Below are 14,507 nucleotides of genomic sequence, written 5' to 3'. Positions count from 1 at the left end.
TCAGAAATATAGCCCTCCCGGCTAAAGTCGGTCCCCCGCCGCAGTATCAAATCAAGTAATGCTTTAGTTCCCTTGCAATCAACAGCCGCTGTATCTCGCTCGAACCTTCGTAGATCTGCGTGATGCGGGCATCCCGGTAATAGCGCTCGACCGGGTAGTCCTCCAGATAGCCGTAGCCGCCATGAATCTGGATCGCTTTGGAACAGACCGATTCGGCCATCTCTGAAGCGAACAGCTTGGCTTGTGACGCTTCTGACAAGCAGGGTTGGCCCGCACTGCGCAATCTTGCGGCATGCAGAACCAGCAAGCGTGTTGCGTTAATGCGGGTGTGCATGTCGGCAAGCAGATTGGAGATGCTCTGATGCTCAATGATTGGTTTGTCGAACTGCACCCGTTCCCGTGCGTAGGTCAACGCCGCTTCAAACGCGGCGCGGGCGATGCCAAGCGCTTGAGCGGCAATGCCGATTCGCCCACCTTCCAGATTGGAGAGGGCAATGGCCAGACCTTTGCCACGCTCGCCAAGCAGACTGGCTGCGGGTATGCGGCAGTTGTTCAGAGTGACGGCACAGGTGTCGGATGCGCGTATACCCATCTTGTGTTCAGAGCGATCCACTACGTAACCGGGGTTGTCGGTGGGCACCAGAAACGCTGACAGTCCTTTTTTGCCCAATTCCGGGTCGGTGACGGCAAACACGATCGCCAACTGCGCCCGCTTGCCATTGCTGACAAACTGCTTGGCGCCGCTGATCACCCATTCATCCCCTTGCAGCACGGCGCGGGTGCGTAAGTTATGGGCTTCGGAACCGGCATGGGGTTCGGTCAGGCAGAAACAGCCAATGGCGCGTCCAGTTGCCAGGTCGGCCAGCCAGGTTTGCTTCTGCTCCTGGCTGCCGTAATTCAGAATCGGGCCGCAACCCACTGAACTGTGCACGCTCATCAGGGTGCCGGTGGCGGCATCCGCAGCAGAAATCTCCTCGACCGCCAGGGCATAGGCCACGTAGTCGATATAAGTGCCGCCCCATTCCTCGGGCACTATCATGCCCAGCAAACCCAGGTCGCCCATCTTGCTGACCAGCGCGTCATCGATCCAGCCTGCTTTCTCCCAGGCTTGTGCATGCGGTGCGATTTCGTTGCGGGCGAAATCACGTGCCATGTCGCGGATCATCACTTGTTCTTCGGTGAGCTCGATATCGTGCATGACTCAATCTCCATGGCCGCTGAAAAAACCTTGCACACGCTCGGCGCTTAACGCTTTAACGGTGGGCGGATTCCATTGCGGCTTCTTGTCTTTATCGATGATCAGCGCGCGTACACCTTCGATCAGGTCGCCGCGCTCAAACCATTGTTGATCCAGATGCAGCTCCATCGCGAAGCATTCCTCCAGCGACAGATGACGCCCGCGCCGGAGCATTTCCAGGGTCACGGCCATGGCTAGGGGCGAGCGGCTGTCCATCAGCGTTGCGGTGTTCAGGGCCCAGGCATGGGTGTCGAGAACAGTCACTTCACGCAGCTGCTCGATGATGTTTGTGATGTCCGGCTGTGCGAAGTAATGGTCGATGGCGGATCGCAGTTTTTCCAGCGGAGGATCAGGCAAGCGCTGACTGGCGACTTTCGCCAGCGCCCCTTGCAGATCCTTCAGCGGCTGATTGCGCCATTGCAGGCGGTCGAGCTTTCGATCCAGCTCTGCGAGCGCATCGCTGTGCAGGTACCAGTCGGCGAGTCCGCAGTACAACGCGTCTGCTGCGCCGATCTGCGTACCGGTCACCCCCAGATAAATGCCCAGTTCGCCGGGAATTCTTGGCAGGAAGTAACTGCCGCCCACATCCGGGAAGTACCCGATGGCCACTTCCGGCATGGCCAGGCGGCTGCGCTCGGTGACCACCCGCAAGTCTGCGCCTTGCACAAGCCCCATGCCGCCGCCCAGAACATAACCGTCCATGAGCGCGACAATTGGCTTGCGGTAACGGTGAATAGTCAGGTCAAGGGCATATTCTTCGGCAAAGAAAGTCTGATGCAGGGTTTCGCCGTTTTTGAAGCTGTCGTAAAGCGAGCGAATATCGCCACCGGCGCAAAATGCCTTGTCTCCGGCACCTCGCAGGACTACGGCGTACACCGAGTCGTCCCGGGCCCAGGCGTCCAGTTGCGCTTGAAGACTGCGCACCATGCTCAGGTCAATGGCGTTCAGGTCTGCCGGGCGATTGAGTGTCAGGTGGCCGATGTGATTACGCACTTCGGCCAGAATGCTGTTGTCGGTGAGCGTCTTGAGGGCAGTTGAAGCAGATGCAGTCATTACAAACTCCCTGTTCGTTTTTGTTTTATAGGCTGCGAGAGATGACAGTTGCGATGCTAACAGTGCAAATTTGCAAAAGACAGCCGGTAAAGGTGCATAGTCCTAGGGCGTTCTTGCAGGGTGCGGTGGTATCTGCTGTGGTTGTTCTTGGGTACATATCCGTTTCTGTGGTGATGGCTGGTATTGGTTGCGCTTTTACAGCGCCTCACTTTTGAACAGCGCAAAAGTAAGCAAAACGCTCTTGCCCCACCACTGGGTGCCTCGCTGTCGCTCGGCATACCCGTAATCCGACATTGTTGCGTGGGGCCGCCGCCACCGGCCATCCATGGCCTGAGGCGGCTAAACCGGCATCCCTGCCGGTTTGCCCCACGCAGCAATGTCGAATTACGGCCGGCGTGGTTTAACGGGGCGCTTAAGATCAAAATCAAAAGCAGATCAAAAGCAAAGCGATATAGCGGTAACACCCCGGTAGGAGCGAACTTGTTCGCGAGACGTCGGCACAGCCAAAACAGGCATCGCCTGACACACCGCCTCGCAGCCTTCGGCAGCTCCTACAGAATGTCGGCAAACCCAAGAAAACAGGTCGGCTGTCAGGCCGCCGAGCTTTTGATGTTGATCTGAGGCGCCCCGTTAACCACGATGGCCGAACGCAGATTCTGAAGCGTGGGCAACCCGGCAAGGATGCCGGGTTAGCCGCACCGGGCCATGGATGGCCCATTGCGGCGGCCCACGGTTCAGGATCTGCGGGCGGGTACACCGAGCCTAAGCGAGGTGCCAAGTGGTGGGGTAAAAGCCTTTTGGTTACTTTTGGCTGGGCCGGCTTCCGGAACCAAAAGTGGCGCGCTGTAAAAGCGCAACCAATATCAGCCGTTACCGCTAAAACGGATATGTACACTAGAACAGCGGCACAAAACGATGAGCCCCCTCACTCACCCCCCGGATCCGCCGGCACCTCGCCGTCCTGACTGGTATCAATACTGACCACCACCGACATCCCCGGTCGCAAACGTTTCGCCAACGGCTGATTGGGCTCGACAATGATCCGCACCGGAATCCGCTGAGAGATCTTCACAAAGTTGCCGGTAGCGTTATCCGCCGGCAGCAAACTGAACTCCGAACCCGTCGCAGGCGAAATCCGCTGCACGCGCCCGTGCATCTTTTCATGGCCCAGCGCGTCAACAGTAAACGTGACCGGCTGACCCAGGCGCACATTCACCATCTGCGTTTCTTTCATATTGGCGATGACCCAAAGCCGGTCGGGTACCAGCGCCATCAACTGCGCGCCGGAATTCACATAGGCACCGAGGCGCACGCCAATCTGCCCCAACTGACCGTCACGCGGGGCCAGAATCCGGGTATTGCTCAGGTCAATGTGCGCCAGCTCGATAGCCGCTTCAGCATTGGCCACCGAAGCTTCCAGCGAGCCGCGATTGATGATCACGGTTTGCAGATCCTCCTTGGCAATGTCTAGCGCAGCACGGGCTTCAGCGATGGCGGCGTTGGCTTGTGCATCGGCGGCGCGGCTGACGTCCAGCTCACTTTTTGAGACCGAACCATCGGTGACCAGCGCCTGATTTCGACGCAGGTCGGCCGCCGCCTTGCGACCCTGAGCGATGCTGTTTTCCAGGGCTGCCTTGCGCTGCGCAATGGTCGCTTCGGCACTGCGTCGCTGTTGCAGGTTGTTGGCCAGTGAAGCTTTCTGAATGCCCAGTTGTGCCAGCGATTGATCCAGATGCTGACGGTAGATCCGGTCATCCAGTCGCACCAGTAGGTCGCCTGCCTTGACGAACTGGAAGTCCTGTACCGGCACCTCGAAGACATAGCCGCTCAATTGCGGACTGATGATCGTGGTCTGGCCCCTGACCAATGCGTTTTCAGTACTTTCGACAGGGCTGCTGAACGGTGGCAATTGCCAGGCATAGAGCACGATCAGAATGCCGATCAGCGCAATGCTGGCGAAAATCACCGAGGAAATGATCCGCGTGCGTGAAGAGCGCGGTTCGCTGCTGGCGGGTGCAGCTGCCGGAGGCGGTGGCGGGCCTGATGATGCGGGTTGTTCCGGTGTCTGATCAGAGCCTGCGTCGGTCGATGCAGGGGGCTTGGTTGTGTCATTCATGAAGGTTGAGCGCCGCTGGAGTTAACGGAAGTAGAGTTCGCCGCTGCAGGCGTTGTCGCCTCAAGCGGTTTTGTGGTCATTCTCAGCCAGGTCACGCGAATCGAAATCCAGACCATGGTCAGGACGGCAACCAGCGCGATCAGCATGAATACATCGTTGTAGGCCAGGATATTGGCCTCCCGGGTGGCTGTGTTGGCGATGGCGCGGATGCCCAGACTGGTCCGCGTCGATGGATCCGCAATGGCTGAAGCGTAGCTCGCGCTGGAGCTTTGCAGGCGGGCCTGAACCTGAGGGTTGATCAAGGTGAGGTGTTCGACCAGCACGCTTGAGTGAAATTTCTCCCGCACCACCTGAAACGTGCCGAACACCGCCGAGCCGATCAGCCCGCCCAGGTTCTGGGTGATCCCGAACAGTACGGAAAAACTGACCATGTTGCGCGGGTTGGCGATCACGCTGCTGATGCCCATGACCAGCGTCGGACCCAGAAAGAATGTGCCGCCGAAGGCCAGCAGAAACTGGCTCAGGTACATGTTCGATTGCCGGGTGACATTGGTCGAGCCGCTGTCCATCCAGGCGCCAATGGCAATCATCGCCAAAGAAATCAACAACGGTTTGATCAAATGCTGCGGGTTGATCGTCCACGCGCTGACCGCCAGACCCGCCACGCTGCCCAGTAACATCACGGCGTACAGTGAATGCAGTTGTTCGGAGCCCATGTTCAGGGTTTGCAGAAACCCCACTGCGCCGATGGATTGCTCCGACAGTACGACTCTGAACAGGATGACCGCCAGCCCCAGGCGCCAGATCGCACCACTGCCCAGCCAGCGAGTGATCAGCAGTGGGTTTTTGCGGTTATGTTCGATGGCCAGACCGGCGCAGATCAGCGCGATGGATGCGGCAGATGCCAGACCGATCCAGGTTTTCTCCAGCCACCATTCGATACGGCCCAGGGAAAGCACGGCGCAGAGCAGGGCGAAGCCGGTGGAAAGCAGGCCAAACGTCAGGAAGTCGAGTTTTTCGAATGCCTTGAAGCGATCTCCCGGAGGTAACTTGAGCAACAGCACGCAGCCTAGCGACAGCAGTGCCATGCCTAGCTCGAACAGGTAAAGGCCACGCCATTCGGCGATTTGCAACAAATCCTCGGACACTAGCCGAGCCATGGGAATGGCCAGTTGCGCGGTGCCCAGCCCGAGCACCAATGCTTTCAAGCGCCACTTCTGCGGGAAGGCCTGGATCATGTAATACAGGCCCAGCGTCGACAGTGCCGCGCCCACCATCCCATGAGCCGCACGCACGGCGATGGCCGAATTCAGGTCGTTGACGAACAGGTGAGCGAAGGTCACCAGTGCGTAGAGCACCAGAAATAACTCGGTGAAGGTCCGCAGGCCGAACTGCTGGCGAAACTTCACCAGCACCAGATTCATTGAGACGTTGGTCATGACGTAGGCCGCGGGGAGCCAGGCGACTTCAGCGGTGGTCGCGCCCAGTGAACCTTGCAAATAGGGCAGGTTGGCAACCACCAGTGCATTACCCAGGCCGCCGGTCAGCGCAACGATGACCCCAACCAGCGCGTAAGCCCAGCGCTTGGGCGTTGAGTGCAGCGGCGTCGACGGCGAGCCGGGCATGGTCGGCCGTTCATGGGGAGCCCAGTCGCGTTGGGTGTACTTACTGCTCATGCGTGGGTACTGCCTTGTGGCAACTGTGTTTGATGTTTGAAGTGTTGCACAGGACCTGTAGGAGCGCGCTTGCCCGCGATGGCGTCAGCACTGGCGATACATTCATCGACTGACCTGACGCCATCGCGGGCAAGCGCGCTCCTACAAGTCCAATCTTTGCTGCGCGACAACGCTGTTTCAGGGACACAGGGGGGGCCTACAGGTTTTGTACATGTCAGCAGGTCAGAAAATACCTAAGACCCACTCTTGAGCAGTCCCATCTCACCCGCCATCATCACATCCGCGGCATGAATGCTCGCTTCGCGATGCTTGAGCATGCCGCCGCTACGCTGATTGAGCACCGCATTGATCTCCGCCAGGATAGACAGCGCAACGCTTGCAGGGGTATCGCCGCCCAAGTCCAGACCTACCGGGTAATGCAGCGCTGCAAAGGCTGGCAGTTGACGCATTTCGCTGCTCATTTCGTCCAGCAATCGCTCTGTCCTGCTGCGCGGGCCAAGCTGGCCGATGTAGCGCGGATTCAGCGTCAGTACCTGACTGAGCCAGTGACGATCCTGAGTGTAGCTGTGGGTCATGACTACCACCGCAGCGTCATCGACCAGCGCCTGCATGCCTGCGAAAGGCTGCAAGGGCAGGGCGCTGACTTGATCGGCCTCGGGGAAGCGCTCGGGGCGGGCAAAGTGTGTTCGGGCGTCGATCACCGTTGTGTGCCAGCCTTGCAGGTGCGCCATGTTCACCAGCGGCACGGCATCGTGCCCGGCCCCAAAGATCACCAGCCGACGTGGTGCCGGAATAAATTCCAGAAGCACCTGAATCGATCCGGAGTGACCCTCGTAGTTTCGAATGGCTGACTTCTCTGCAGTCAGTACGGTTTGCAGGTCGGCGGCGATGCTCTGACTGAGCAGTCGGTCGTGCATTTCCTGCTCATGCTTGCCGTCGGCCCATAGTGCAACCCGCTCACCCACTGCAGCATGGTGTTCATTTTCGGAACTGATCACTGTCGCCAGGGCAGCAGGGCGCGAGGTGATTTGCACCTGTTTCAACACTTTGATTGCCAGTGATGGATTCTGCGCACTGACTCGCTCGAAGAGAATATGCACCGTACCGTTACAGCCCAGCCCGAAGCTCAGTTCAGCGTCTTCCAGTTCATCGTCGTCCTCGCCGGTGCTGTAAGTGCGCAGCACTGGTTTACCTGCGGCGGTCAGCCACCAGGCTTTCTTGCTCACATCGCTTTCCAGGCACCCGCCGCTGACCGTACCAGTGGCGTTTCCAAGTTGTGGAATCACCATCCGCGCGCCGGGACGCCGATAGGCCGAACCCTCGACTTTGACCACCGTCGCCATGACCGCGTCCTGCCCGTCAGTATGAGCAAGGGACAAAGCCTCGAGCAGGCGGGATAAATCATTCATTACAAAACCTCGGAAATCTGTGTGCACAGCATAGAGTGTTCGGATGCAGGGTTGCCGAAAACGTTCAGTTTGCGATGGTATAAGCGTGTTGTTTGAGGGTGGCTACACTGTTTACGGCGTGATCCCGTAGGACCGGCTTTAGCCGGGAGGGCGTCGGTTCTGAACAGGGGAATGCTTTGGATGTACTGGCACCCTCCCGGCTGAAGCCGGTCCTACGGGAATGCGTAGATTCCAAAGAGGTATGCCATAAATAAAAATCAATGCTGTCTGTCAAAGGGTCTGCGCCATGAAAACCCCCGACTACAACCACCCCATTTCCATCACTTCTTGCAAAGGCTCGGTCAGCGTGATTTTCAAAGAAACGCTGCTCGCCCGCAGCGATCACGCGCTGTTGCTCGAAGAAGCCAAATACCCGCCGGTTATATACATACCCCGTTCGGATATACGGATTGAACATTACGTCAGGACCGAACATCAAACCCACTGCCCTTATAAAGGCGACGCTAATTATTTCAGCCTGGATATCCATGGGCTACGCATCCCGAACGCGGTCTGGACCTATGAACATCCGTACCGTGCCGTGGCGAAGCTCAGAGATCACGTAGCGTTTTACCCCGAACGGGTGACGTTCGTGACGCAGATACCACATGACTGAAGCGGTGTTTCTGCACCGGTTGGCTGATAAATGAAACGCTCGACGCCGCATTGCCTGAACAAACAGGTCGCGGCAACGCCGGAGATTCACACTGATGATCAGCCCCTCACGCGAGCCTCGCCAGACTGCTGCTGCCAACGAATTGCTCAAGCGCTACCAGAACGTGCGCAGTCGAACCCAAAGCCTGGCCGCACCGTTGAGCGCCGAAGACATGGTGGTCCAGTCCATGCCTGATGCCAGCCCGGCAAAATGGCATATCGCGCACACGACCTGGTTCTTCGAGACATTCCTGCTCAGCGAAAACGTGCCGGGCTACGAGCCTTTCGACCCGGCGTTCGGTTACCTCTTCAATTCCTATTACGAGGCCGTCGGCCCGCGCCATCCACGTCCACAGCGCGGCTTGATGACTCGTCCAGGAGTCGATCAGGTCATGGCCTATCGTGAACATGTCGACCAGCACATGGCACGTCTGCTGCAAAATACGCTACCCGACGACTTGAGCAGCCTTATCGAACTGGGCCTGGCCCATGAGGAGCAGCATCAGGAATTGCTGCTGATGGACATCCTCCATCTGTTCAGTACGTCGTCCCTCAAGCCGGCTTACGACCCGGCCTGGCCCAAGGATGTGGCTGGTCGGCGGGGCCGCTACAAACCGCTCAAGGGTGGACTGACCGAAATCGGCCATAAAGGCACCGACTTCGCATTCGATAACGAAGGTCCACGCCACACCACGTACTTACAGTCTTTCGAGATCAGTGATCGGCTGGTCACCAACGGCGAGTGGCTGAAGTTTATCGATGCGGGTGGCTACAGTCAGGCAGGGCTTTGGCTTTCCGAAGGCTGGAGCATCGTTCAGGAAAATGCCTGGAACGCGCCGATGTACTGGCAGCACGACGAAACCCACGGCTGGCGCTGCATGACCTTGCGCGGCCTTGAACCGATTGACCCGGACGCACCTGTCACTCACATCAGTTACTACGAAGCTGCAGCCTTCGCGCAGTGGGCCGATGCGCGATTGCCTACTGAAGCTGAATGGGAGGCGGCAGTGGTTGCCGGTCTGCTGGAGCAGGTGGATGACGTCGCCTGGCAGTGGACCCAAAGCTCTTACAGCGCGTATCCGGGATTTCGTCCGGCAGCCAGTGCGGTGGGCGAATACAACGGCAAGTTCATGATCAACCAGATGGTATTGCGCGGCGGGGCAAGCGTGACGTCGCCGAGCCATTCCCGAGCGACGTATCGAAACTTTTTCCATCCGGAGAAACGCTGGGTGGTTTCCGGTCTGCGTCTGGCCAGGGACAGCCGTCAGCCGGGAGTGGTTAACCCTCACGACAGTGAGTTCGCCCGTGATGTGATTGGTGGGTTGTCCTCGCCAGTGAAAAACCTTTCACCGAAGTACTTCTACGACGCAGCTGGCTCGCAACTGTTCGAAGCCATTTGCAAGACGCCGGAATACTATCCGACCCGCGCCGAAACCCGGCTGCTGACCGATGTTGCTGTACAAATGGCCGGGCTGATTCCGCACGGTGCTGCTCTGGTGGAATTTGGCAGTGGTGCCAGTGACAAAACCTGTTTGTTGCTGGACGCTGCGCCGCAGATCGCCGTGTACGTGCCTATTGATATCAGCGCCAATGCCTTGAATCGGGCCGCTCATCAACTAAGCAACAAATACCCGCATCTGACGGTAGCGCCGCAGGTCGACGATTTCACCCGGGCTCTGAAGCTCCCAAGGGCGGCTGATGGTTTGCCTCGGGTCGGTTTTTTCCCCGGCTCTACCATTGGCAACTTTACTCCTGAGCAGGCGGTGAAGTTTCTGCGTTCCGCCCACAGCTTGTTGGGTGAAAACGCGCACTTCATCGTCGGCGTGGATCTGGTCAAAGATCCGGATACGCTGGTTGCTGCTTACGACGATGCCGAAGGGGTCACCGCACGCTTCAACAAGAATCTGCTGACCCGGATCAACCGCGAACTGGATGGCACCTTCAACGTCGACGAGTTCGAGCATCTCGCGCTGTGGAACGATGAGGACCAGCGCATGGAAATGCATCTGGTCAGCCGTGTGGAGCAAGTGGCTTCGGTGGCGGGGCATACTTTCCACTTCGGCGTGGGTGAGCGGCTGCACACGGAGAACTCTCACAAGTTCACCATTGAGTCGTTCACCGCACTGGCCACGGCTGCGGGTTGGTCGGTGAGTCAGCATTGGGTCAGCGCTGCTCCTGAAGTGGCGTTGTTCACCCTGCGTGCCTAAGTCTGTCTGGAAGAAGGAAAGCCAGCGCGATTCGCGCTGGCGCTGACGACCAGTGCGCCGATCAGTAGCAGGCAAACCAGCCAGTTGAAGGACTGCACACCGAAGCTTTGCAGTAGCAAACCACCTGCCAGTCCGCCTCCGGCAATACCCAGATTCCACACAGTGACGATCATCGATTGGCTGACATCGGCGGCGGCACCGCCGGTGATTGCTGACGCGGTCTGGAACAGCGTGGCTGCGCCCCCGAATGCCAGCCCCCAAATGATCACATACAGATAAATCAGTTGACTGCTTTCACCATTAAGCGCCCAGGCGAAGGCGGTGAGCAGGAACAGCGCGATGCTGATCAGCACCAGCTCACGCAGCCAGCGATCAATCAGCACGCCCACCAGCCAGATCCCTCCCAGCGCCGCGACGCCAAAAGCCAGCAATACCCGGTCGATCTGCTCGGACAGACCGGCAGGCTCCAGCAGCGGTGCGATGTAGGTATAAAGAACGTTATGGGCCAGTACGAACATCAGGGTGGTCAGCAGCACCGGGCGGATGCCTGGCAGCACGAACACCTGGCGGATCGACAGGCGCTGTTGTTGGGTCTGACCGGGAAAATCCGCCAGGCTCAGACGTGCCCAGATCACCAGGCCCAGACTCAACAGGCTCATGATCCCGAAAGCCCAGCGCCAGCCAATGACTGAACCCAGCAGCGTTCCGGCCGGAATGCCGATGGACAGTGCCAGCGGCGTTCCCACCATGGCCACCGCAATGGCGCGACCACGTAAATGTTCAGGCACCAGACGGCTGGCGTAACCGGCCAGCAGGGACCAAAGCAAGCCAGCAAAAACTCCGGCAAAGAATCGCGAGACCAGCGTTACGCCATAGTCATCGGAGAGCGCGGTGATGCTGTTGACCACGGCAAAACCGCCGATGGCAATCAACAGCAATGGCCTGCGCCGCCAATTGCGGGTCAGGGCCGTCAGCGGAATGGCCGCCAGCAGCGAACCCACCGCATACACCGTTATCAGTTGCCCCACCAGGGTGGGTGACACCTTTAGGTCTGCGCTCATCAAGGGCAGCAATCCTGCGGGCAGCGCCTCGGTGAGAATGGTCAGAAATCCCGCCATGGCCAAGGCCAGCAACGCCGTCCACGGCAGCCTTTCTACGTCTGATTTATCAATAAGGTTCAGCGTGTTGTCAGTCATAGCCATGAGCCCTGTTCAAAAGAGGGCCAGATTAATGGGCTGTGGCTGGCGGAAAAACAGGCTAAGGTTCCGCATATAGCGGACAAATTTGTCCGTAATTAACAGGCGAGGATAGGGGCGTTGAGGCGTATCTCCTGCGCAGGAGATCATCCCCAGGGTCCATGGCTCCTCGCTGTCTAGCGGCAATATGTTGATTCTGTTGTAGCGAGGCTTGCCCGCGAATCAGCCGACTCGGTGGATCAGACCCACCGCGTTATCGTTCTTCGCGGGCAAGCCTCGCTCCAACAGATCCGGTCGCCTATGGAGACGTTAACGTGGACAGTCTCAGTGGCATCGGAATTTTCGTGCAGGTCGCACAAACGCGCAGCTTCACTGCGGCGGCGCGTACGCTGGAGGTTTCTTCCTCGGCGGTCGGCAAGAGCATTGCTCGGTTGGAGCAGCGCCTTGGGGTTCGCTTGTTTCATCGCAGCACGCGCAGCATCACCCTGACAGCCGAGGGCACACTGTTTCTTGAGCGGTGTCGGCGAATACTGGGGGAGGTCGAAGCTGCGGAGCTTGAGCTGTCGCATTTCACTGCCGAGCCCAGAGGCAAACTGCATATCAGCGTGCCGCTGCAGGATGGTTTGATGATGCCGGTATTGACCGCTTTCATGCGCCGCTATCCGGACATCGAGCTGGACATCGACCTGTCGGATCGCATGGTGGACATCATCGAGGAGGGCTTCGATGCGGTGGTTCGCACCGGCACGCTACAGGACTCACGACTGGCGTCGCGGCATCTTGGTGACTTCCGTCTGATGCTGGTTGCGTCCCCGGATTACCTGCAACGCTATGGCGTGCCCTTGACGCCTGGCGATCTGGCCGGGCATGTCGGCCTGCTGCACAAGTTTCCCGCCACCGGCAAGATTGAGCCCTGGCCGTTGCGCAGTGTCGACGGTTTGCCTGTCCCGAACTTGAAAAAAGCCGCGACCTGCACCACCACCCATTCCCTGTACCACCTGTGCAAGCAGGGAATGGGCATCGCCTACCTGGCGGATTTCGTCGTCAATGAGGCGTTACAGCGTGGTGAGTTGCAGGTCGTGCTCGAAGATTTCACCCTCAGCCACGGCACCCTCTGGATGCTCTGGCCCGTGAGCCAGCATGCATCCCCGAAATTGCGTGCCTTGATCGACTTTCTCAAGGAGCACTTATTGCCAGCAGGCGGCTATCAAAAGATCTGAGTGAACACCCAGTACAACGACCCCGAGAGCAGGATCGCGGCAGGCAGGGTCAGCACCCAGGCAAGGGCCAGATTACGCAACGTTCGCAATTGCAGGCCGGAGCCGTTGGCGACCATGGAGCCGGCCACGCCTGATGACAACACATGGGTAGTCGACACCGGCAGGCCGTACATGTCGGCGGCACCGATGGTCAGCATCGCGACCACTTCCGCCGAAGCGCCCTGAGCGTAGGTCATGTGGGTCTTGCCAATCTTCTCGCCGACGGTGATCACGATGCGCCGCCAACCCACCAGAGTGCCGAGACCCAAAGCGATGGCTACGGCGATCTTGACCCAGGTCGGAATAAAGCGCGTTGCGCTGTCGATCTGGTCCTTGAACAGCTTGAGCTTGTCCTGCGTATCCGCGTCGAAATTGCCGACTTTGTTTTTCTCCATCACGCGGATGGTTTCCGACGTCAGGTACATGTCGTTACGCACGTTGGCCACCGCTTCGGCGGGGACCTTCGACAGTGAACCGTAGCCTTTGACCTGAATGCCGATCTTGCCCGCCATCACCGCCAGGGCCGGAATCAGCTCAGGGGTTTCCTGTTTACTGACCAGATACTGCGATAGCGTCTGCCGTGGATCAGCGGGAGCGGGCAGTGGGGCTGCGCGAGTAAGTGCCTGCTGGGTAACTTCGGCAACGGCAGCAAACTGGATGGACTGATCGGCGGGCATGGTGCGGTTCAGCGCGTAGGCCATTGGCAAGGTGCCGACCAGAATCAGCATGATCAGGCCCATGCCTTTCTGTCCGTCATTGGAACCGTGGGCGAACGACACGCCGGTGCACGTCACGATCAGCATGCCGCGAATCCACCATGGCGGTGGAGTATTGCCTTCAGGCGCTTTATAGAGCGCGCGGTTCTTGATGAACATGCGCATTGCCAGCAGTAACAGCGCGGCAAAAACGAACCCGACCAAGGGAGATAGCAGCAACGAGTAGCCGATTTTGGTCGCCTGAGACCAGTCGACGCCGCTGGTGCCATCGCGGCCATGCATCAAGGCATTGGCAACCCCCACACCGATGATCGAGCCGATCAGGGTGTGCGAAGAGGAGGCGGGCAGACCCAGCCACCACGTGCCCAGGTTCCAGATGATCGCGGCGATCAACAAGGCAAAGATCATCGCAAAACCGGCGCCTGAGCCCACCTGCAAAATCAGCTCGACCGGCAGCAAGGCGATGATGGCGAACGCCACTGCACCGCTGGAAAACAGCACGCCGAGAAAGTTGAACAACCCGGACCACGCCACTGCGAAGCCCGGCGGCAGCGAGTGGGTGTAGATCACTGTAGCAACCGCGTTGGCGGTGTCATGGAAGCCGTTGACGAACTCGAAACCCAGCGCAATCAGCAACGCCACGCCCAACAACAGAAATGGCGTCCAGGTGGTCACCACGGTGCCCAGGTCATCTACGTCTTGCTTCAAGCTATAGGCGGTGAACAATAAGCCCGTGGCAAGAATGGCGAAGAAAACCACCATCGTCAGCGTGCTGGGCTTGCGGTGCAGTTGAGGCTTTGAGTCTCGGGCCTGTTCAAAGGAATCCGGGGCTAACGTGCTGGTTGCCATGGTGCTTGATCCTGTTGAAGAATGGATCTGCCCATACTCATTACAAAATGTTACCGAGATGCTACACAGGTCAATGATCCCTGAATTAGTCGGCGG

General features: G+C 58.7%; 10 protein-coding genes. 3 read left to right on the top strand and 7 right to left on the bottom strand.

All coding sequences use genetic code 11. The features are described from left to right. Positions 1 to 46: 46 nt before the first annotated feature. From AO242_RS00440 to AO242_RS00420, 5 genes are all read right to left on the bottom strand, one after another. Positions 47 to 1,198 (bottom strand): acyl-CoA dehydrogenase family protein, encoded by a 1,152-nt coding sequence (locus AO242_RS00440; protein ID WP_099267262.1) that lies wholly within the window; start codon positions 1,196 to 1,198, stop codon positions 47 to 49. Positions 1,199 to 1,201: 3 nt separating this feature from the next. Beyond that, positions 1,202 to 2,290, bottom strand: coding sequence for an enoyl-CoA hydratase/isomerase family protein (locus AO242_RS00435; protein WP_099267261.1), 1,089 nt, complete (start codon positions 2,288 to 2,290; stop codon positions 1,202 to 1,204). Positions 2,291 to 3,215: 925 nt separating this feature from the next. Then, positions 3,216 to 4,406: an HlyD family secretion protein gene (locus tag AO242_RS00430; protein WP_099267260.1), complete on the bottom strand. Its 1,191-nt coding sequence runs from the start codon at positions 4,404 to 4,406 to the stop codon at positions 3,216 to 3,218. Further along, positions 4,403 to 6,082, bottom strand: a complete 1,680-nt coding sequence (locus tag AO242_RS00425; RefSeq protein WP_099267259.1) for an MFS transporter — start codon at positions 6,080 to 6,082, stop codon at positions 4,403 to 4,405. Before AO242_RS00425 ends, AO242_RS00430 begins: the two co-directional genes overlap by 4 nt. A 233-nt stretch (positions 6,083 to 6,315) precedes the next feature. Further along, positions 6,316 to 7,491: an XdhC family protein gene (locus AO242_RS00420; RefSeq protein WP_099267258.1), complete on the bottom strand. Its 1,176-nt coding sequence runs from the start codon at positions 7,489 to 7,491 to the stop codon at positions 6,316 to 6,318. A 286-nt stretch (positions 7,492 to 7,777) separates the two neighbouring features. On the opposite strand from AO242_RS00420, the gene AO242_RS00415 reads away from it, so the two are divergent. After that, positions 7,778 to 8,146: a DUF427 domain-containing protein gene (locus tag AO242_RS00415; RefSeq protein WP_099267257.1), complete on the top strand. Its 369-nt coding sequence runs from the start codon at positions 7,778 to 7,780 to the stop codon at positions 8,144 to 8,146. Positions 8,147 to 8,240: 94 nt separating this feature from the next. Further along, a complete protein-coding gene (egtB, locus tag AO242_RS00410; protein ID WP_099267256.1) occupies positions 8,241 to 10,391 on the top strand; it encodes an ergothioneine biosynthesis protein EgtB in 2,151 nt (716 codons plus the stop codon). Here the strand turns inward: egtB and AO242_RS00405 are convergent. After that, a complete protein-coding gene (locus tag AO242_RS00405) occupies positions 10,388 to 11,587 on the bottom strand; it encodes an MFS transporter (RefSeq protein WP_099267508.1) in 1,200 nt (399 codons plus the stop codon). The genes egtB and AO242_RS00405 overlap by 4 nt on opposite strands. Positions 11,588 to 11,901: 314 nt before the next feature. Between AO242_RS00405 and AO242_RS00395 the strand changes: the two genes are divergently transcribed. Beyond that, on the top strand, positions 11,902 to 12,807 hold the full coding sequence (locus AO242_RS00395) for a LysR family transcriptional regulator (RefSeq protein WP_099267255.1): 906 nt from the start codon (positions 11,902 to 11,904) through the stop codon (positions 12,805 to 12,807). Here AO242_RS00395 and AO242_RS00390 read toward each other — a convergent pair. Continuing rightward, positions 12,795 to 14,411 carry an inorganic phosphate transporter gene (locus AO242_RS00390; RefSeq protein ID WP_027901408.1) on the bottom strand — a complete coding sequence of 539 codons (1,617 nt, stop codon included), beginning with the start codon at positions 14,409 to 14,411 and terminating at the stop codon, positions 12,795 to 12,797. The genes AO242_RS00395 and AO242_RS00390 overlap by 13 nt on opposite strands. Between the last annotated feature and the right edge of the window lie 96 nt (positions 14,412 to 14,507).

The sequence above is a fragment of the Pseudomonas sp. ICMP 561 genome (genome assembly GCF_002699985.1).
In the GTDB taxonomy this organism is placed as follows: Bacteria; Pseudomonadota; Gammaproteobacteria; order Pseudomonadales; family Pseudomonadaceae; genus Aquipseudomonas; species Aquipseudomonas quasicaspiana.
The sequence above is the reverse complement of the archived record's forward strand: the minus strand, read 5'-3'. Positions and strand labels throughout refer to the sequence as shown.

Coding starts and splice junctions, on each gene's coding strand:
- AO242_RS00440 (WP_099267262.1), bottom strand. CDS start 1,198: ATGCACGATATCGAGCTCACCGAAGAACAAGTGATGATCCGCGACATG.
- AO242_RS00435 (WP_099267261.1), bottom strand. CDS start 2,290: ATGACTGCATCTGCTTCAACTGCCCTCAAGACGCTCACCGACAACAGC.
- AO242_RS00430 (WP_099267260.1), bottom strand. CDS start 4,406: ATGAATGACACAACCAAGCCCCCTGCATCGACCGACGCAGGCTCTGAT.
- AO242_RS00425 (WP_099267259.1), bottom strand. CDS start 6,082: ATGAGCAGTAAGTACACCCAACGCGACTGGGCTCCCCATGAACGGCCG.
- AO242_RS00420 (WP_099267258.1), bottom strand. CDS start 7,491: ATGAATGATTTATCCCGCCTGCTCGAGGCTTTGTCCCTTGCTCATACT.
- AO242_RS00415 (WP_099267257.1), top strand. CDS start 7,778: ATGAAAACCCCCGACTACAACCACCCCATTTCCATCACTTCTTGCAAA.
- egtB (WP_099267256.1), top strand. CDS start 8,241: ATGATCAGCCCCTCACGCGAGCCTCGCCAGACTGCTGCTGCCAACGAA.
- AO242_RS00405 (WP_099267508.1), bottom strand. CDS start 11,587: ATGACTGACAACACGCTGAACCTTATTGATAAATCAGACGTAGAAAGG.
- AO242_RS00390 (WP_027901408.1), bottom strand. CDS start 14,411: ATGGCAACCAGCACGTTAGCCCCGGATTCCTTTGAACAGGCCCGAGAC.